Annotated in this window: 20 protein-coding genes; 17 read left to right on the plus strand and 3 right to left on the minus strand. The window is 41.1% G+C overall.

What is annotated here, in order from left to right; all coding sequences use genetic code 11:
* Positions 1–87: 87 nt before the first annotated feature.
* Entirely contained in the window at positions 88–1,458 is a 1,371-nt protein-coding gene (locus HMPREF9180_RS08700) for an MATE family efflux transporter (RefSeq protein WP_006146162.1), read from the plus strand.
* Positions 1,459–1,568: 110 nt separating this feature from the next.
* Positions 1,569–2,285, plus strand: coding sequence for a YebC/PmpR family DNA-binding transcriptional regulator (locus tag HMPREF9180_RS08705; RefSeq protein ID WP_006146163.1), 717 nt, complete (start codon positions 1,569–1,571; stop codon positions 2,283–2,285).
* A 43-nt stretch (positions 2,286–2,328) separates the two neighbouring features.
* Here HMPREF9180_RS08705 and HMPREF9180_RS08710 read toward each other — a convergent pair whose 3' ends face one another.
* Positions 2,329–3,012 (minus strand): hypothetical protein, encoded by a 684-nt coding sequence (locus tag HMPREF9180_RS08710; protein ID WP_006146164.1) that lies wholly within the window; start codon positions 3,010–3,012, stop codon positions 2,329–2,331.
* Positions 3,013–3,219: 207 nt separating this feature from the next.
* On the opposite strand from HMPREF9180_RS08710, the gene HMPREF9180_RS08715 reads away from it, so the two are divergent.
* The 15 genes from HMPREF9180_RS08715 (at position 3,220) to HMPREF9180_RS08780 (ending at position 15,346) form a co-directional block, all read left to right on the plus strand.
* Entirely contained in the window at positions 3,220–3,681 is a 462-nt protein-coding gene (locus HMPREF9180_RS08715) for a MarR family winged helix-turn-helix transcriptional regulator (RefSeq protein ID WP_006146165.1), read from the plus strand.
* Positions 3,665–5,434: an ABC transporter ATP-binding protein gene (locus HMPREF9180_RS08720; protein WP_006146166.1), complete on the plus strand. Its 1,770-nt coding sequence runs from the start codon at positions 3,665–3,667 to the stop codon at positions 5,432–5,434. The genes HMPREF9180_RS08715 and HMPREF9180_RS08720 overlap by 17 nt, the downstream gene beginning before the upstream one ends.
* Positions 5,424–7,184, plus strand: a complete 1,761-nt coding sequence (locus tag HMPREF9180_RS08725; RefSeq protein WP_006146167.1) for an ABC transporter ATP-binding protein — start codon at positions 5,424–5,426, stop codon at positions 7,182–7,184. The genes HMPREF9180_RS08720 and HMPREF9180_RS08725 overlap by 11 nt, the downstream gene beginning before the upstream one ends.
* Positions 7,185–7,285: 101 nt before the next feature.
* Positions 7,286–7,789 carry a phosphatase PAP2 family protein gene (locus HMPREF9180_RS08730; RefSeq protein WP_006146168.1) on the plus strand — a complete coding sequence of 168 codons (504 nt, stop codon included), beginning with the start codon at positions 7,286–7,288 and terminating at the stop codon, positions 7,787–7,789.
* Between the two features lie 118 nt (positions 7,790–7,907).
* A complete protein-coding gene (locus HMPREF9180_RS08735; protein ID WP_016466337.1) occupies positions 7,908–8,354 on the plus strand; it encodes a LytTR family DNA-binding domain-containing protein in 447 nt (148 codons plus the stop codon).
* Between the two features lie 4 nt (positions 8,355–8,358).
* Positions 8,359–9,033, plus strand: a complete 675-nt coding sequence (locus tag HMPREF9180_RS08740) for a LiaF transmembrane domain-containing protein (protein WP_006146170.1) — start codon at positions 8,359–8,361, stop codon at positions 9,031–9,033.
* 104 nt (positions 9,034–9,137) lie between these two features.
* Complete coding sequence (gene rpmB / locus HMPREF9180_RS08745; RefSeq protein ID WP_006146171.1) at positions 9,138–9,326, plus strand: 50S ribosomal protein L28; 189 nt, start codon at positions 9,138–9,140, stop codon at positions 9,324–9,326.
* A gap of 152 nt (positions 9,327–9,478) precedes the next feature.
* Positions 9,479–9,844 carry an Asp23/Gls24 family envelope stress response protein gene (locus tag HMPREF9180_RS0101830; RefSeq protein WP_025168752.1) on the plus strand — a complete coding sequence of 122 codons (366 nt, stop codon included), beginning with the start codon at positions 9,479–9,481 and terminating at the stop codon, positions 9,842–9,844.
* A gap of 2 nt (positions 9,845–9,846) precedes the next feature.
* Positions 9,847–11,514, plus strand: coding sequence for a DAK2 domain-containing protein (locus HMPREF9180_RS08750; RefSeq protein ID WP_006146173.1), 1,668 nt, complete (start codon positions 9,847–9,849; stop codon positions 11,512–11,514).
* A 142-nt stretch (positions 11,515–11,656) separates the two neighbouring features.
* Positions 11,657–11,848, plus strand: a complete 192-nt coding sequence (locus tag HMPREF9180_RS08755; RefSeq protein ID WP_006146174.1) for a hypothetical protein — start codon at positions 11,657–11,659, stop codon at positions 11,846–11,848.
* Positions 11,845–12,039, plus strand: coding sequence for a hypothetical protein (locus HMPREF9180_RS08760; protein ID WP_006146175.1), 195 nt, complete (start codon positions 11,845–11,847; stop codon positions 12,037–12,039). The genes HMPREF9180_RS08755 and HMPREF9180_RS08760 overlap by 4 nt, the downstream gene beginning before the upstream one ends.
* A complete protein-coding gene (locus HMPREF9180_RS08765) occupies positions 12,026–12,910 on the plus strand; it encodes an ABC transporter ATP-binding protein (RefSeq protein WP_006146176.1) in 885 nt (294 codons plus the stop codon). Before HMPREF9180_RS08760 ends, HMPREF9180_RS08765 begins: the two co-directional genes overlap by 14 nt.
* A gap of 1 nt (position 12,911) precedes the next feature.
* Positions 12,912–13,649: an ABC transporter permease gene (locus tag HMPREF9180_RS08770; RefSeq protein ID WP_025168753.1), complete on the plus strand. Its 738-nt coding sequence runs from the start codon at positions 12,912–12,914 to the stop codon at positions 13,647–13,649.
* Positions 13,649–14,746, plus strand: a complete 1,098-nt coding sequence (locus HMPREF9180_RS08775; protein ID WP_006146178.1) for a sensor histidine kinase — start codon at positions 13,649–13,651, stop codon at positions 14,744–14,746. Before HMPREF9180_RS08770 ends, HMPREF9180_RS08775 begins: the two co-directional genes overlap by 1 nt.
* Positions 14,747–15,346 carry a response regulator transcription factor gene (locus HMPREF9180_RS08780; protein ID WP_006146179.1) on the plus strand — a complete coding sequence of 200 codons (600 nt, stop codon included), beginning with the start codon at positions 14,747–14,749 and terminating at the stop codon, positions 15,344–15,346.
* Between the two features lie 62 nt (positions 15,347–15,408).
* Here the strand turns inward: HMPREF9180_RS08780 and HMPREF9180_RS08785 are convergent, their stop codons facing one another.
* On the minus strand, positions 15,409–16,980 hold the full coding sequence (locus HMPREF9180_RS08785; RefSeq protein WP_006146180.1) for a hypothetical protein: 1,572 nt from the start codon (positions 16,978–16,980) through the stop codon (positions 15,409–15,411).
* A gap of 70 nt (positions 16,981–17,050) precedes the next feature.
* On the minus strand, positions 17,051–18,271 hold the full coding sequence (locus tag HMPREF9180_RS08790; RefSeq protein WP_006146181.1) for a DNA cytosine methyltransferase: 1,221 nt from the start codon (positions 18,269–18,271) through the stop codon (positions 17,051–17,053).
* Positions 18,272–18,332: the final 61 nt, after the last annotated feature.

Here is an 18,332-nt window from a genome sequence, read left to right on the forward strand (position 1 = left end):
GATTGTCAGCGGCTAAGCAAACGCTTTCTTATAGACCAGCACAAATCCTCCCTTGTTCCTATACTAGAAAGCTGATATAATAGCTGTATGAATACAAAACGAACAGTGGACCTCATTCATGGTCCTATTTTGCCGTCACTCTTAAGTTTTGCTTTACCAATTCTACTTTCTAATATTTTTCAACAGTTATACAATACGGCGGATATTGTCATTGTTGGGCATTTTTTGGGACCAGATTCTTTAGCAGCTGTTGGAGCGACAACGGCTATTTTTGATTTAATTATCGGCTTTACTTTAGGCGTTGGAAATGGTATGGGAATTGTGATTGCCCGTTACTATGGCGCTCGAAATTTTGTAAGAATTAAAGAAGCCGTTGCTGCTACTTGGATTTTAGGGGCTATTTTTAGTGCTTTGGTCATGATTCTAGGCTTTATAGGTCTGTACCCCCTTCTCCAATATTTGGAGACTCCTATAGAGATTTTGCCTCAATCCTATCAGTATATATCGATGATTGTGAGTTGTGTAGGAGTGAGCTTTGCCTACAATCTTTTTGCAGGCTTGCTTCGCTCTATTGGTGATAGCCTAGCTGCGCTTGGCTTTTTAATCTTTTCAGCTCTGATCAATGTAGTGCTAGATTTATATTTTATTACCCAATTACACATGGGAGTTCAGTCTGCAGGTCTTGCCACGATTATCTCACAAGGTTTATCGGCTCTCTTATGCTTGTATTATATCAAAAAGAAAGTTCCTGAACTGCTTCCAAATAAGCAACATTTCAAGTGGGATAAAGCATTATACAAAGATTTGCTAGAACAAGGTCTAGCCATGGGATTGATGGGTTCTATTGTTTCGATTGGTAGTGTAATCCTTCAATCATCTATCAATACACTCGGTGCAGTCATTATCAGTGCTCAAACTGCTGCACGACGGATTATGGCCTTTGCCCTACTTCCGATGACCTCGATCTCCGCTTCAATGACAACTTTTGTTTCACAAAATTACGGTGCTAAACGTCTGGATCGGATTGTTCAAGGAATTCGTATTGGAAGTTGGCTAGGGATTGCATGGGGCATATTTGTATGTGTCTTGCTATTCTTCATAAGTCCTAGCTTGGTTTCTTTGATTGCTAGTTCCAATGATGCTTATCTCATCGAGAACGGTAGCTTATATCTTCGGATTAGTTCAGCTTTTTATCCAATTCTTAGTTTGCTCTTAATTTATCGAAATTGTCTACAAGGTCTTGGCCAAAAAGCTCTTCCACTTGTGTCTAGTTTCATTGAACTATTCGGAAAGATTGCTTTTGTGTTATTCGTTATTCCTTGGTCAGCTTATCTAGGTGTTATCTTGTGTGAACCTCTAATTTGGGTGGCCATGACTCTGCAATTGTACGTGTCATTTGCCCGTCATCCATTGATGAAAGAAGGCAAGAGACTCTTAGCCAAACAAGCCCTCCAGTAAATGTCAGTCATTCTCTTTTCTTTGATAAAGAAAATCCACATCCTCTAGTGAAAATTGACCAGACTTGTGTTATAATAAGAAAGATTAAAATGTGAAAAAGGAGATTCCTAATGGGACGTAAATGGGCCAATATCGTAGCCAAGAAAACGGCTAAAGATGGAGCTAACTCTAAAGTATATGCAAAATTTGGTGTAGAAATCTATGTAGCAGCTAAAAAAGGTGAACCAGATCCAGAATTAAACACTGCTTTGAAATTCGTTATCGATCGTGCTAAACAAGCGCAAGTGCCAAAACACGTGATTGATAAGGCTATCGATAAAGCAAAAGGAAACACAGACGAAACCTTTACAGAAGGACGTTACGAAGGGTTCGGACCAAATGGTTCTATGTTGATTGTTGATACCTTGACTTCAAACGTTAACCGTACAGCTGCCAATGTCCGTGCTGCTTTTGGTAAAAACGGTGGAAACATGGGAGCTTCAGGTTCTGTATCTTACCTCTTTGACAACAAAGGTGTTATCGTCTTTGCTGGTGATGATGCTGATGCTATCTTTGAGCTTTTGCTTGAAGCAGATGTTGATGTAGACGATGTAGAAGCAGAAGAAGGAACAATCACTGTATACACAGCTCCAACTGACCTACACAAGGCTATCGTTGCTTTGCGTGAATCTGGTATTGAAGAATTCCAAGTAACTGAATTGGAAATGATTCCTCAATCAGAAGTTGAGTTGTCAGGTGAAGATTTGGAAACATTTGAAAAACTATACAGCGTTCTTGAAGACGACGAAGACGTACAAAAAATCTACACAAACGTAGATGGATTCTAATAAAAAAGCGAGCAGCATTAAGTCTGTTCGCTTTTTAGTTATCTTAGACTCTTACTCCATCATCAGTTTGCTCTGTTCTGTCTAATCCTAGGGCAAATTTACGGATGAGAAGAAACTGACCATTTTCCTGTTTTACGAAAGTCAGTACCACTGTCTTAGTATTAGAACCGAGTGAGACATAGGAGATTTTTTTAATCTCATAGTCGCCTGAGGTTGACTCGATTTCAGAATCTGGCAGTCCATGCTTGCTGATGATATCTTTGTAGTTGGAGCCGCCTTTTCCTCGATTCGAGGTGTCACCTTCGATCAAAGCATCGAATTGCTCTCGTGTCCAAGTGAAGGCATCGCTATCTTTCGTATCCTCTTCATCATTATCCTCATTTGATCTATAATCTGGTAAGTTTCCAAATTCTTCATCTTCAGTTAAAGAGGTCAGATTCTTATATGGATGACGAAAATTTCTAGCTAGATCGGTAAAAATACCAGAAGGGAGTACTTGCGTTGTTAAAACAATAAAAATAGATAGAATACCTAGGCTAGTTCCGATAATAGCTAATGTTTTTCGATTGTTGAGATTGAGGCCAATACCAAACACGCCGGTACCTATGGCAACTATGGCAAAGAAAAAGGCTAGTACGCTAATGATTGGAAGCCAGGAACCAAGAAGCGCGAGCGTTCCCAAGATGATGGCGATGATTCCTAAGATTTTTTCTTCTTTATGTTTCATTTGTGAGTTTCTCGTTTCTAATCAGGTTAGGATTCTTTCGTGTGAGATATTGTTTATTATAGATAAAATAAGAGCTAATGTCAATTTTAAGTAAAATAGTTCTCATAGGAACTTTTTTCTTGACATCTTTTCTGAAAATGATAAAATAGTTCTCATGAAAACTTATTGGTTCTCTAGAGAACTATTTATGTGTAAAAAGGAGCAATCATGGATAAGCCGATGTTAGTTTTTAAACGTTTTGGTCATCAGGTTCACCTGATGGTGCAACAGGAAGCCAAGCGTTGTGGTATTGAATTTATGGGCGGACCACAAGGACAAGTTCTACGATTTTTAGATCGTCGTGAGCATAATCAGGAATTAACACTTATCAAAGATATTGAACAAGAACTCAATGTCACTAAGTCAGTTGCTAGTAATTTGGTCAAGCGTATGGTGCAAAATGGTTTGGTAGAGTTGGAGGCGAGTCCAAGTGACAAGAGAGCTAAGTACGTTCGATTGACGGACAAATCACGCTCTCAGATGAAGCAAATCAAGTCTTTCTTTGATCGAATCGACCGTAGTCTACTTGATGGAATTTCTGAGGAAAAACTAGCTGTTTTTGAAGAAGTCATGGGCCGACTACAAGCAAATGTAGAAAAAATAGGAGGTAAGAATGAAGAAACTCGCTAAACGTATCACAGGAAAAGAGTGGGGAATGGTTCTCTTGACTGTTCTCTTTACCTGTTGCTCGGTCTATCTAGAGTTAGAAGTACCGACTTACGTTTCAAAAATAACAGAATTACTCGGAACGCCAGGTACGGAGTTGGGAGACCTTTGGTCGCCAGCAACTAAGATGATGGGTTTGTCATTCTTAGCCTTCCTATCATCTGTAATAGTTGGATATTTTGCCGCTCGAGTTGCAGCATCCTATACGGCTCATCTACGAAGCGATATTTTTAATCGTGTTTTGGATTACTCACAGACAGAAATTAAACGTTTCTCAATCCCCAGTCTATTGACTCGGACGACCAACGATATCACTCAGATTCAGATGCTCTTTACCATGGGACTTCAGGTAGTCACTCGTGGTCCTATCATGGCTATTTGGGCCATTGGTAAAATCCTTGGCAAGTCTGAATACTGGATTTGGGCAGTAGTGGTGGCAGTCATTGTCAATGTTCTGATGACAACTGTCTTGATGACTTTGGCCTTTCCTAAACAATCTGTCATTCAAAAATTGACAGATAAACTGAACAGTATTACTCGTGAAAGCTTGACAGGGATTCGGGTTGTTCGTGCTTACAATGCTGAGGAATATCAAGATAAGAAATTCGAAGAAGCCAATGATGAAGTCACACGACTCAATCTCTTTGTCAGTCGCTTAATGGCCATTATGAACCCTATTATGATGGCGATTTCTAGCGGCTTGGTCCTTGCCATATACTGGATTGGTGCTTATCTTATCAACGACGCTAGCTTGACAGAGCGTCTACCCCTCTTTAGCGATATGGTGGTCTTCATGTCCTATGCTATGCAAGTGGTAATGGGCTTCTTACTCATGGGTGCTCTCTTTATCGTCTTGCCTCGTACCTTGGTTTCTGCAGGTCGTATCAATCAAGTCTTGGGCCTTCATTCCTCTATTGAAAATCCTGATCACCCACAGACGGCAGATTCTTCTATTCAAGGTCAAGTGGAATACCGCGACGTAACCTTCCGCTACTCTAAAAACTCAGAAGCAGTTGTGGAACATGTCAGCTTCAAGGCAGAAGCAGGGCAAACCATTGCCTTTATCGGATCAACTGGTTCTGGTAAATCGACGCTTGTGAACCTCTTGCCTCGTTTTTATGATGTATCAGATGGAGAAATCCTAGTAGACGGCGTCAATGTACAGAATTATGACTTAGAAGATTTGCGGAATAAAGTTGGCTATATCCCTCAAAAAGCTGTGCTCTTTTCTGGAGATGTTAAGGGCAATCTCGACTTTGGTAAGAGTCAAGAAACGCCACTAAGTGAGACGGCCATGTGGCAAGCTCTGGAATTGGCTCAATCTAAAAACTTTATAGAAGATAAGGAAGCGGGTATAGCTTCAGAAGTAGCTCAAGGCGGGACCAACTTTTCAGGAGGTCAAAGACAACGTTTGGCCATTGCACGCGCCTTGGCTCGTAAACCAGAGATTCTCATTTTTGATGATTCATTCTCAGCCTTGGACTATAAGACCGATCGTATCTTGCGTCAAGTATTAGCTGAAAAAACACAATCCATGACCAAGTTAATCGTTGCTCAACGCATTTCAACCATTATGGATGCAGACCTGATCTTAGTCTTGGATCAGGGTAAAGTCGTGGGACAAGGCACCCACAAGGAACTTCTTGCAAGCAATGAAGTTTACCAAGAAATTGCCTATTCACAACTATCGAAGGAGGAATTGGAACATGGAAAATAAGAAAATGTCCTTATGGAAACAGTGTAGACCTTTTCTAGCAGGTCTCCAACTTCCCCTACTAATCGCAGTTGTGGCGGCTATATGTTCAAGTATTATTACGGTTTATGGACCAACTAAGATCAAAGAAATCACCAACATAATCTCAGATGGCTTAATGGCAGAGATTGACCTAGAGGCTGTCTCAAGTATTGCTAGCTTTTTGGTTATCCTCTATGTGATTGGGATTATCCTGAACTATACGCAAGCCTATATCTTTTCAACTAGTATCCAACATTTCTCAAAACGTCTACGGACAGCTATCGCTGAAAAGATTAATCGTCTTCCTCTTGCTTATTTTGACCGTCATTCTCAAGGGGATACACTCTCTCGAGTAACCAATGATGTTGATACGGCAGCTCAATCTCTCAATCAAAGTCTAGGGACAGTTATCTCAGCTAGCTTCTTGCTAATTGCTGTTTTAATTACCATGTTTGGCATGAACTGGATTTTGGCACTGGTAACGGTAGTTTCAACTTTTGTTGGTTTTGCAGCTGTTTCAGTCATTATGGCCAAGTCGCAGGGCTACTTTAAAGCCCAACAAAACAACCTCGCAGCTGTAAATGGCTATGTGGAAGAAATGTACTCTGGGCACAACGTAGTAACCAGCTATAACGCTGTGGATATGACCAAGGAAAGATTTGCAGGACTGAATCAGAATCTACATGATAGCATCTGGAAATCTCAATTTATCTCTGGGATTATGATGCCCGCTATGTTCTTTGTCGGGAACTTTAGTTATGTTCTAGTCATTATCGTCGGTGCTGCATTGGCTCTTGAAGGCCATATCACTATCGGGATTATCGTAGCCTTCATGGTTTATGTTCGTACCTTTTCACAACCCTTATCACAAATTGCCCAAGGGATTACGAACTTGCAACAGGCTAGTGCAGCTATGACTCGTGTTTTTGAATTTCTAGGCGAAGCTGAAATGGAAGACGAATCTCATAAGGAAAGACAATTGACTGGCATGAAGGGTGAAGTGGTCTTTGACAGAGTTTCATTTGGCTACACACCGGAGCGAACGATCATTCATGACTTTTCTGCGACAGCTCATGCAGGTCAAAAGATCGCCATTGTCGGACCAACCGGAGCTGGGAAGACCACCATTGTTAACCTCTTGATGAAATTCTATGAGATTGATAAGGGAAGTATTCGCATTGATGGTGTGGATACCAAGGCTATGAAGCGCTCAGAAGTACACGATGCCTTTTCAATGGTCTTGCAGGATACCTGGCTCTTTGAAGGAAGCATTCGAGACAATCTGATTTATAATCAAACTGGTATCAGTGACGAACGCGTGATAGAAGCAGCAAAAGCAGTAGGGATTCATCACTTTATCACAACCTTGCCTGATGGATACGATACAGTCTTGGATGATACGGTGACCTTGTCAGTTGGTCAAAAGCAACTCTTGACCATTGCTCGTGCCCTGCTCAAGGATGCTCCACTCTTGATTCTGGACGAAGCAACATCCTCAGTTGACACACGTACAGAGGAATTGATTCAAAAAGCCATGGACCATTTGATGGAAGGACGCACATCATTTGTCATTGCCCATCGCTTGTCAACCATCCGTAATGCTGATTTGATTCTAGTCATGAAAGATGGAAATATCATCGAGCAAGGCAATCATGAAGAGCTGATGGTTCAGGGTGGTTTCTATGCAGACCTCTACAATAGTCAATTTACAGAAGACCAAGGAGAAGAATAGTAATCCAAAAGAAGGCTTGACGGCCTTCTTTTTCTACACTATACTAGAGTAGGAGAAGCTAGCAAGCTTCTTGTGAAAAGAATAGGAATAACGAGAAAAATATGAAACACTATCAAGAATGGTACGATAAAAGAAAAGCAAGTCTTCTTCGACATCCACAAGGATTGCAACTGATGCGAGTTTTTAATCGCATGATGACAGTTCTGATGCCAGTAGCCTACGTGACCTTGTTGGGAACAAACTTTATAAGTAAAGGCTTAGGGAAAGAATTTTCTACCTATATCATGGTGCCAGCTGTTGGCTTTGTCCTATTGACGCTCGTTCGTAAGTGGATCAATCAACCACGTCCTTACGAGGCTTGGGAGATTATCCCTTTACTCGACAAGGATAGTTCGGGTAATTCAATGCCTAGTCGACATGTCTTTTCAGCCGCCATCATTTCCATGGCTTGCCTGCATGCAAATCTACCTGTGGGCTTGGTTTTACTGATTACATCAGCCCTTCTCGGTCTTGTGCGAGTCTTAGGAGGTGTTCATTATCCCAAGGATGTTCTGGTTGGCTATGCTTGTGGGCTTATCTGGGGAATTCTCTTCTTTATGTTGTAAAAAGCAAAGCAAGTGGGCTTGGCCTCGTAACCACTTACGGGCTAAAAGTAACCACTTGCTTTTTTGCTCTTGTAAAGTTTTCTAGGCTTTGGTATAGTAGATGCAGAAAGGAGATAGGATGAAGTTACGAATCGAGATTGATAGTGAACTAACTGAGACAGAGATTGTCATCAAGGCTGCAGCCCTGACAGATGAAATAGCTGATTTGCAACGACTCTTGCAAGAAACCAAGGCTCCTAGGTTAATTTTCTATAAGGGGACGGGGGAGTACTACTTAGACTTGTCAGAAATTCTCTTTTTTGAGACAGAAGGTAGCAAGATTTACGCTCATACCCAGAAAGAAGCCTATGAGGTAAGACTTAAGCTTTATGAGTTAGAGTCCATCCTGCCTCGCTATTTCAGTCGAGTATCTAAGTCGACCATTGCCAATCTTCGGCAGGTCTACTCGGTGGACAAGTCCTTCTCAGGGACAGGAACTATTTCCTTTTATCAGACCCACAAGGAGGTTCATGTGTCAAGGCACTACCAATCCCTCCTAAAAGAAAATCTAAGAAACATGAGGTAAGAAGATGAAAAAAAAAGCATTTGGTATTGTATTGCTAGTATTGGCAGCTTTAGTATTATTACAGGGGAATTTTGGGATTCCTGCTTTGGGAGGGCACATTTGGCCCTTGGTAGGTATTGCATTTTTTGCCTATCAATCAGTTGAAGCTTTGTTACGTCGCCACTTCACTTCAGCCTCTTTTACAGCCTTAGTGGCCCTCTTGATTGCCAATCATTTTTATGATATTTTACCGATTCCCAATCAATCGCTGTTCTGGGCGGGAGTTCTAATCGTTCTCGGAGTAAGTATGTTGACTCACTCAAATAAAACTTGGAGTGGAAAGAAATTTTGGAACAATAGAGAGAAAAAAGTTCCTACTGATAAGGAAATCATTTTTGGAAGTGGGACCTTTTATAATCAAGACCAAGACTTGGTAGAAGACCAAGCGGAAGCTGTTTTTGGAGATGCTAAGATTTATTATGATAATGCAAATATTCTAGGTGATGTAGCAATATTAAGCGTGGACGTAGTTTTTGGAAGTGCAACCATTTATATCCCTGAGCATTGGAAAGTGGACCTTCGGGTAGAATCAGTATTTAGCAGTCCGCAGGTAGAAGTAGCGACAGCCCCAACCAGCAAAACCTTGATTATCCGTGGAGACGTAGTTTTTGGAAAATTAGAAGTTGTTTATGTTCATTAAAAAATCTTCCAATCCCCTTGCCAAAAATACGAAAGTGTGGTAACATAGTACGGTATGTGGTGCTAGCACATCCGCTATATTAGATCTAATAGGAGGAAAACATAATGGCTAAAGTATGTTACTTTACAGGTCGTAAGACTGTATCAGGAAACAACCGTTCACACGCGATGAACAAAACTAAACGTGCCGTAAAACCAAACCTTCAAAAAGTTACTGTACTTATCGATGGTAAACCTAAAAAAGTTTGGGCTTCAGCTCGTGCTTTGAAATCAGGAAAAGTAGAACGCGTTTAATAAAGAAACAAAGACCTTTGAGGTCTTTTTCTTTTGCTCGAAAGCTGAAATCATTTGAAAAATCAAGTAAATATCCGCTGATACAGCATTCTGCTTTTACACTTGGCTTGAAATATGATAAAATAAAGTATCAACTAGTTGAGGTAAAGAAAATGACTGTAAAAATTAATACAAAAGATGGTCAAATCGAACTGACAGATGACGTGATTGCAACCGTTGTAGGCGGTGCAGCAACTGAGATTTTTGGTGTAGTCGGTATGGCTAGTAAAAACGCCCTCAAAGATAATTTCCAAGCCCTACTTGGGAAAGAAAATTATTCAAAAGGTGTTGTCGTAAAAGCAGCCGAAGATGGAAGCATTGCAGTTGATGTTTATACTGTATTAAGTTACGGAACAAAAATCAGTGAAGTTTCAAAAAACATTCAAGAACGCGTACGTTTTAGCTTGGAAAACCAACTAGGAATTACAGCTCAAACAGTGAATGTTTATATTCAAAATATCAAAGTTGTAGGAGAATAATCGTGTCAAATATTACTACAAGCTTATTTCAAGAAATGGTACAGGCTGCTTCAACTCGTTTGAATAAGCAAGCCGAATATGTCAATTCCTTAAACGTTTTCCCAGTTCCAGACGGAGATACAGGGACAAACATGGGAATGACCATCGAAAATGGTGCCAAAGAAGTAGCTGACAAACCAGCTTCAACCGTTGGCGAAGCAGCAAGTATCTTGGCTAAAGGTCTATTGATGGGTGCGCGTGGAAACTCAGGAGTTATCACTTCTCAACTTTTCCGTGGATTCTCACAAGCTATCAAGGAAAAAGATGAATTAACTGGTCAAGATTTGGCCCTTGCCTTCCAATCTGGTGTAGAAGTAGCCTACAAAGCTGTTATGAAACCCGTTGAAGGAACTATCTTGACAGTATCACGTGGAGCTGCCATCGGTGCTAAGAAAAAAGCAGAACAGACAGATGACGCAGTTGAAGTGATGCGTGCAGCCTTGGAAGGAGCAAAAGCAGCCCTTGCTAAAACTCCAGAAATGCTTCCAGTTTTGAAGGAAGTTGGAGTTGTGGACTCAGGTGGTCAAGGTTTGGTCTTCATCTATGAAGGTTTCCTTTCAGCTTTAACTGGTGAATACAGCGCTTCTGAAGACTTTGTCGCAACTCCAGCAAACATGAGTGAAATGATCAATGCAGAACACCATAAGTCTGTCGCTGGTCATGTAGCGACTGAAGACATCACTTACGGATACTGTACAGAAATCATGGTAGCCCTTAAACAAGGCCCAACTTATGCGAAAGACTTTGATTATGATGAGTTCCGTAACTATCTAAATCAACTTGGAGATTCTCTTCTCGTTGTCAATGATGATGAAATCGTCAAGGTCCATGTCCATACAGAAGATCCAGGTCTTGTTATGCAAGAAGGTCTCAAATATGGTAGCTTGATTAAAGTGAAAGTGGACAATATGCGCAATCAACATGATGCGCAAGTGGAAAAAGAAGCAGCTCAAGCAAGTAAGACTGTTGAAGAAAAAGAATATGCCCTTATCGCTGTTGTAGCTGGTCAGGGATTGGCAGATATTTTCCGTGCGCAAGGTGTGGATTATGTCATCGAGGGTGGACAAACCATGAATCCTTCGACAGAAGACTTTGTCAAGGCTGTTGAGAAAGTTAATGCCCGTAACATCATCTTCTTGCCAAACAACAAGAATATCTTTATGGCAGCCCAATCTGCAGCTGAAGTGTTGGAACAACCAGCTGTTGTAGTAGAAGCTCGTACAATTCCTCAAGGATTGACAAGTCTTCTTGCCTTTGACCCAAGCAAATCCATCGAAGAAAACCAAGAACGTATGACCTCAGTTCTCGGTGATGTTGTTAGCGGTAGCGTCACAACAGCTGTTCGTGATACAACGATCGATGGCTTGGAAATCCATGAAAATGACAATCTTGGTATGGTGGATGGTAAGATCCTCGTATCAAACCCTGATATGCACCAAACCTTGACTGAAACCTTGAAGCACATGTTGGACGAAGACAGTGAAATCGTAACCTTCTATGTCGGAGAAGACGGAAGCGAAGAATTAGCAAATGAAATTGCTCAAGAAATCGCAGAAGAATTCGAAGATGTTGAAGTAGAAATTCACCAAGGACAACAACCGGTTTACCCATACCTTTTCAGTGTGGAATAAAGATTAAATAATAGAAAAAAAGAAAGTTGAGAAATCAACTTTCTTTTTTTGTGACATTTGTCATATTTCCTCATGACAGAAGCTTCTAGTGATTCTACCTTCAAAGAATTATACTAGATGTATCAAATGGAGGAAGAAAAAAATGAAACATAAAGTAATTGTCGCAATGAGTTTAGTAGCAGCAGGAGTCATGACTTATCTCATGTTTTCAGGATTGGATGAAGGCTTCTATCATTTTCCTTGGGAGCTATTTGCAGGTTTTGGAATCATGTCTTGGTTGATCCGAGAAGGTTTGAAGTTAGTCTCAGATGTGAAAAAGGAGTTTGAAAAATGAAAAAAGCGATTCTCTATCTTTTTATTGGACTATCACTAGTGGTATGGTTGGTAGAAATGTTTACAGGTTGGTTTGATCAAGCCTTCCTTCACCAATTTATCCGTGGTGCCTGGGGATTAGGATTTATGATTTTTATCGCCTTTCCGATGGGAAAGGAGTGGCTGAAAGGAGAATATCATGAACATGATTAAGGTAGAAAGCCTCAATAAAAACATCAAGGGCAAGGCTATTTTGAAGGATATTTCCTTTGAGGTAGCGGAAGGCGAATGCGTCGCCTTGATTGGGCCCAATGGTGCCGGAAAGACAACTCTTTTGGACTGTTTGCTTGGAGATAAGCTAGTCACCAGCGGTCAAGTATCCATCCAAGGCTTGCCAGTGACGAGTTCTCAGTTAGACTATATTAGAGGCTACCTCCCTCAAGAAAATGTCATCGTTCAGAAATTAAAGGTCAAAGAGTTGATTGCTTTCTTTCAAAGTATTTATCCAAATCCCTTGAACAATCAGGAAATCGATCAACTATTACAGTTTGACAAGCAACAAAAAGAACAATTGGCAGAAAAATTGTCAGGTGGGCAAAAGCGTCTCTTTTCATTTGTCTTGACCTTGATTGGCCGACCAAAGCTTGTCTTTTTAGATGAGCCAACTGCGGCCATGGATACTTCAACTCGTCAACGTTTTTGGGAAATTGTCCAAGACTTAAAAGCGCAGGGAGTCACCATTCTCTATTCGTCTCATTATATCGAGGAGGTAGAGCATACAGCGGACCGGATTTTGGTCTTAAATAAGGGAGAATTGATTCGTGATACGACACCACTAGCTATGCGCAGTGAAGAGATTGAAAAGCACTTTATCCTACCTCTAGCTTACAAGGAAGTCGTCGAACAGTCTAACTTGGTTGAAAACTGGTCACAAAAACAAGATGCCCTGCAAGTAGTCACACGTGAAGCGGATGCTTTCTGGGAACTGTTAGTCCAGGCAGGCTGTAGGATACAAGAAATTGAAGTCAATAACCGTAGCTTGCTAGATACAATCTTTGAAGAAACACAAAAGGGAGATGACTAAGATGAAACGATGGATCGCACTAAACAAGATTGAATTTCTATTGACCAAACGACAACTAGTCTATTATCTATTATCCGTAGGGATGCCGACGGCCTTCTATTTATTCTTTTCAGGCATGTACCAGGATACACCAGGTGGGCCGGCTAATTTTATGCGCGACTACCTTATCTCCATGACGGCCTTTTCCATGATGTCGACAGCTATCTTTTCATTCCCAGTTGTTTTACATACCGATAAAATAAACAACTGGCAGAAAACATTACGCCATACTCCAGTAAATATGGTAGAATATTATCTATCAAAGATAACAAGTATGATAGTTGATTATTTGGTTTCAATCCTGGTTGTTTTCTCAGTTGGGCACTTGGTCAGAGGTGTGGATATGCCTTTAGGAAGCTGGATTGGGGCTGCGCTCTTGCTGATTGCGGGAAGTATAGCCTTTGTAGCGCTTGGCTTGATCCTGACACTCTTACCGTCTAGTCAGCTGATGTCTGTCGTGGGCAATCTCCTCTATCTAGGATTGGCTGTTTTAGGCGGACTCTGGATGCCCATCTCTTTATTTCCAGACTGGATGCAAGCAATCGGTAAGTGCCTGCCAACTTATCAGTTGATGGAGTTGCTCAAAACCTTCTTAAACGAGGGTGGCATCAATTTATCAGCCACAGTTTATCTACTTGTTTTTTCAGCAGTTTTATTTGGTTTGACCATTTACCTTCAAGGTCATAAGGAGAATGCTTAATGCTTGAAAGACTGAAAAGCATACACTATATGTTTTGGGCCAGTTTGATTTTTATGGTTTTTCCCATCGTTCCTGTAATGACTGGGGAAATTCCTAGCTGGCATTTATTGATTGATATTCTATTTGTAGTGGCTTACTTAGGCGTTTTAACCACCAAGAGCCAGCGCTTATCCTGGCTCTGTTGGATTATCATGCTAGCCTATGTAGCTGGGTATACCGCCTTTGTTGGTGTAAATTATATCTGGTTCTTCTTTTTCCTTGCTAATCTCTTAATTTATCATTTTGGCGTACGTAGTTTTAATTCTTTACATGTCCGGACTTTTCTCCTTGCTCAATTCCTTGTTGTAGGGCAACTTTTGATTTTTCAGGAAGTTGAAGTTGAGTTTCTAGTTTATCTGCTTGGAATTCTTACTTTTGTCGATCTTATGACATTTGGATTGGTTCGGATTCGCATTGTCGAGGATTTGAAAAAAGCACAGGCCAAGCAAAATGCCCAGATAAATCTATTGCTTGCTGAAAATGAACGCAGTCGTATCGGTCAGGATTTGCATGATAGCCTGGGGCATACCTTTGCTATGCTGAGTGTCAAGACAGATTTAGCCTTGCAGTTATTTCAGATGCAGGCCTATCCACAGGTGGAGAAGGAATTAAAAGAAATCCACCAGATCAGCAAAGATTCCATGAATGAAGTGCGAACCATTGTGGAAAATCTGAAATCACGGACCCTAGCTTCAGAGCTTGAAACTGTCAAAAAGATGCTGGAGATTGCTGGAATTGAGGTTGAGGTTGACAATCAATTGGACAAGGCTAGCCTGACCCAGGATGTGGAGTCGACGGCTGCTATGATTTTGTTAGAACTGGCAACCAATATCATCAAGCATGCCAGCGCTAAAAAAGCCTATCTAAAACTGGAACGCACAGACCAGGAATTGCTATTGACAGTTAGAGATGACGGGAAAGGTTTTGCAACTGTAAAAGGAAATGAACTCCATACAGTCCGTGACCGTGCAGTAGCCTTCTCAGGTCAAGTAGAGCTAGTCAGTTTGAAAAATCCAACAGAGGTGCGCGTGCATCTGCCTTATAAGGAGAGAAAGTAGATGAAAGTATTAGTTGCAGAAGATCAAAGTATGCTAAGAGACGCCATGTGCCAGCTCTTGAGTTTTCAACCAGATGTGGAGACTGTCTTACAGGCAAAAAATGGAGCCGAGGCTATCGAGGTTTTGGGGAAAGAAGCAGTAGATATTGCCATCCTTGACGTCGAAATGCCAGTCAAGACAGGACTAGAAGCACTCGAGTGGATCAAACAAGAAGTGCCTAAAACCAAGGTGGTTATCGTTACGACCTTTAAACGCCCAGGCTATTTTGAACGAGCTGTCAAAGCAGGAGTCGACGCCTATGTCTTGAAGGAGCGGAGCATCGCCGAACTCATGCAAACCCTGCATACGGTGTTAGAGGGACGCAAGGAATATTCTCCAGAGCTGATGGAAGTCATGATGACCCATCCCAATCCCTTGACCGAGCAGGAAGTTGCCGTTTTACATGGAGTAGCCCAGGGCCTATCTAATCAAGAAATTGCGGACCAGCTCTACCTCTCAAACGGCACCGTTCGTAATTACATGACCAATATCCTCTCCAAACTAGGCGCCAGCAACCGAACCGAAGCAGCCAAAACTGCCGAAGAAGAAGGCTGGTTGTGAGGGGAGAATCAAGAAAAAATCTCTTAGAAATGAATCTAAGAGATTTTTTGCACTATTTATAGCTATTTTGCTACCCAGCCGATAGCATCGCTTGGTGGATTTTCGGTGTCAATCCAGATGAATTCGATGCCGATTTCCCCGTTTTTAAACTTGGTCAATCGAATGCCGTTGATTTCCAGCTCATTGAGCCGTTGGCCTGTCAAGATTTCTCGTTCCTTCAACTGGAAAACACCACGCAAGATCCAATTTCCAAGGATTTCTTGCTTATCAGTTGACTGAATCGCCTTACCAGCTTCTTGGTTGATATAGGCATTGATGACATCACCAGAAGGTAAAAATCTTAGTTTAAAGGTTCTTTCCTCTTTGGATAGAGCTAGTTTTTTAGTACCAGGTTCAAAGGTCCCAAATCCTGGTCCGAAGAAATCCGGTCTTTCGTCATGGAAGTTCTTGGAGTCAGGCAGAGGAATGTAAACCTCACTAACTGGACGATAGACGAGTTGTTCGATTTCTTTAAAGAGCTTTTCATTGCCAGTCTCGTGGACAAAGTTAATCAAGTCCTCACGAATAGCCTTCATATTATTTTTTTCCGTGCTAGTCCACTTTTTCAAGAGAATTTCTTCTAGGGAGAAAGTCACAAAAGCTAGTTCTTCTGGAGCCAGACTATCTTTGAATTTTTCCTGAATCTTTAGAATCCGTGGCAGACGATATTTTTTAGCTAGTTTTGAACCACCATTAAAGGCATTGAAACCAGAGTTTTCTTCCACATTTCCATGTTTGTCTGTAATCACCCAAGATACTGTTTCTAGGATGTCGGATTGTTCCTTTTCAGCTATTAGTAAATGAAGATTTTCAAAGAGAGAAAAAGGATCTTCGATATAATGGACGTCCCAAGTGTCTACAACAATGTCTTTATTGTTAAAAGTCATGTGGAGCTGGCTGTCAGCTGCCGTGTACTTGTAGTGGTGTTGCCCATCTGTAAAACGGAAATTGGTTGGATTATTTTTGGTAGTTGATCCTTCAATGACCAGATTATCAATATCAACTGGTAAATAAGATGTTTCACCGACAAAAATCCTTGGATTTTCTCCTTTTGATGTAGGCATCAAGACGTGGTAAACAGCTTCAACATTGACTGAGTCAGAGTTGAATCCCTTGATTTGCGCCTTAGAAGATTCGATTCTCTGGTTTCTCAAGGTCGCAATCTTTCGTGCCAACTCTTCATAGCGTTGATAGTTTTCCTTGTCTGCAGCTTCTTTATCTACTGAAATATCAGCATGGAATTTTATATCACCCAATAAGTCCGTCCAAGATTGAGAATCTTTTTTAAACTGAGCGATTTTTTGATCTCCCGAATTAATTCCAAAAGACTTGATACCCACTAGGTATTTATGATTTTCATCTACAACGACGGAAGCATCATAGGAAGTATTGGCGATATCTTCCCCAACGGCATTAAAAGCCTTCTGGAAAACAGTCTCCTGGAATTTGGAGTTGACGATAGGAGCGACAGAATGTTCTGTTTGTTCCTCGTCTTCGGATTCTGCCTTTTGAGAGAAAGCTTGGCTCAAGCTAGCGAAGTTGGTAATTAAGGTTTTGTATTTGTCCTTTTGTTCAGACTTTAGATGTTCCCACATAAGCGCCCTCTTTTCTATTTTCAGTATATCAAAAGAAGATTAGTTTTTCACTAATCCTCTTATATATTCGTTAATTAATACTGTAAAATTCGAGTTTGCCTTGTTTTTTTACAAGTCTCAAATACTCTTCATCTGACAGAAGGGTTAAACCATCATCATAAGCCTTGATTTTTTCAAGAGCTTGCTCATAGCTATCCACAAAATCCTTGACATAGGATTGCCCTTCAAATTGACCGTTCATCTTAGTGTAGATAATGGCGAATTTCCCTGAACGATTAAGTTGAGATTTCCCTTGACTTTCGTTTAAGGCCTTGGCAACATTTTCTGCGATGCGTTTAATCACGGGCACAACTACACTGTTTCCAGCCTGTTTGTATAGCTGACCATTAGAAACCTCTTCTGGGATTTTAAAGGATTTAGGATAGCCTTGAACGTTAAAGGTTTCTTTGGGAGTCAGTTTACGAATCTCGCCACTGTCCGTCAAAATCAATGGAACATTATGTCCACCAGTTCCCATATTGGCTGTTAGTGTAGGGACAACTCCATTTTTATTTTCTCGGACGTACTGACGGCGCCACTGGTAAACTGTGTCTTGGCTGGTGACTTCAAATTTTAACTGGTCGTAGAAATTCTGCTTGCCTTCACGGTAGTAGTAGACCTCATCTAGCTGATCACCAAAGTTAATCACATCTTGAAGAGAAGTCGTCAGCTTGATTTCCTCTGGGAATTCAAATAAGTCATAAGCTTCCTTGGTATCAAAACCAACAATGTAAATCCGCTCACGGTTTTGTGGGATATTTCCATAGTCTTTTCCGTTGAGAACCTTCCACTTAATAAAGTAGTTGTTCTCGGTCAAGGCTTCACGAATAACCTTGAAGGTATTTCCGTGGTCATGACCGACCATGTTTTTGACGTTTTCGATGAAGATAGCACGAGGTTTACGTCCTTCAATCATGCGAAGCAATTCGAAGAAAAGGTCGCCACGATCATCATCAAAACCCTTGCGATAGCCCGCAATACTAAAGGCTTGGCAAGGGAAACCTCCCATAATCACATCCACGCGCTCGGCTGGAATATCCTCTGGCTGAACATCGTGAATATCACGACCATCCAAATAAGTATCTGGATGGTTTAACTGATAAGTCTGACGCGCATACTTATCAAATTCATTGGCATACACCACTCTGAACTCGTTGGTCTGTTCAAATCCCAACTCAATTCCCCCAACACCTGAGAAGAAAGCTGCAATGTTGTACTTCTCAGGTCGGTTCGAACTTACAGAATTTGTCATGTAGTAACCTGCTTTCTAAAATAATTTTATCATCACCTACTAATGTAATATATAAAAAGTA

Source organism: Streptococcus peroris ATCC 700780, from assembly GCF_000187585.1.
GTDB classification, from domain to species: domain Bacteria; phylum Bacillota; class Bacilli; order Lactobacillales; family Streptococcaceae; genus Streptococcus; species Streptococcus peroris.

Bases quoted from the DNA above. Each gene is read 5' to 3' on its own strand.
- HMPREF9180_RS08780 (WP_006146179.1), top strand. From the start codon at position 14,747: ATGAAAGTATTAGTTGCAGAAGATCAAAGTATGCTAAGAGACGCCATG.
- HMPREF9180_RS08715 (WP_006146165.1), top strand. From the start codon at position 3,220: ATGGATAAGCCGATGTTAGTTTTTAAACGTTTTGGTCATCAGGTTCAC.
- HMPREF9180_RS08765 (WP_006146176.1), top strand. From the start codon at position 12,026: ATGAACATGATTAAGGTAGAAAGCCTCAATAAAAACATCAAGGGCAAG.
- HMPREF9180_RS08785 (WP_006146180.1), bottom strand. From the start codon at position 16,980: ATGTGGGAACATCTAAAGTCTGAACAAAAGGACAAATACAAAACCTTA.
- HMPREF9180_RS08730 (WP_006146168.1), top strand. From the start codon at position 7,286: ATGAAACACTATCAAGAATGGTACGATAAAAGAAAAGCAAGTCTTCTT.
- HMPREF9180_RS08790 (WP_006146181.1), bottom strand. From the start codon at position 18,271: ATGACAAATTCTGTAAGTTCGAACCGACCTGAGAAGTACAACATTGCA.
- HMPREF9180_RS08700 (WP_006146162.1), top strand. From the start codon at position 88: ATGAATACAAAACGAACAGTGGACCTCATTCATGGTCCTATTTTGCCG.
- HMPREF9180_RS08775 (WP_006146178.1), top strand. From the start codon at position 13,649: ATGCTTGAAAGACTGAAAAGCATACACTATATGTTTTGGGCCAGTTTG.
- HMPREF9180_RS08710 (WP_006146164.1), bottom strand. From the start codon at position 3,012: ATGAAACATAAAGAAGAAAAAATCTTAGGAATCATCGCCATCATCTTG.
- HMPREF9180_RS08720 (WP_006146166.1), top strand. From the start codon at position 3,665: ATGAAGAAACTCGCTAAACGTATCACAGGAAAAGAGTGGGGAATGGTT.
- HMPREF9180_RS08740 (WP_006146170.1), top strand. From the start codon at position 8,359: ATGAAAAAAAAAGCATTTGGTATTGTATTGCTAGTATTGGCAGCTTTA.
- HMPREF9180_RS08770 (WP_025168753.1), top strand. From the start codon at position 12,912: ATGAAACGATGGATCGCACTAAACAAGATTGAATTTCTATTGACCAAA.
- rpmB (WP_006146171.1), top strand. From the start codon at position 9,138: ATGGCTAAAGTATGTTACTTTACAGGTCGTAAGACTGTATCAGGAAAC.
- HMPREF9180_RS0101830 (WP_025168752.1), top strand. From the start codon at position 9,479: ATGACTGTAAAAATTAATACAAAAGATGGTCAAATCGAACTGACAGAT.
- HMPREF9180_RS08725 (WP_006146167.1), top strand. From the start codon at position 5,424: ATGGAAAATAAGAAAATGTCCTTATGGAAACAGTGTAGACCTTTTCTA.
- HMPREF9180_RS08755 (WP_006146174.1), top strand. From the start codon at position 11,657: ATGAAACATAAAGTAATTGTCGCAATGAGTTTAGTAGCAGCAGGAGTC.
- HMPREF9180_RS08735 (WP_016466337.1), top strand. From the start codon at position 7,908: ATGAAGTTACGAATCGAGATTGATAGTGAACTAACTGAGACAGAGATT.
- HMPREF9180_RS08705 (WP_006146163.1), top strand. From the start codon at position 1,569: ATGGGACGTAAATGGGCCAATATCGTAGCCAAGAAAACGGCTAAAGAT.
- HMPREF9180_RS08760 (WP_006146175.1), top strand. From the start codon at position 11,845: ATGAAAAAAGCGATTCTCTATCTTTTTATTGGACTATCACTAGTGGTA.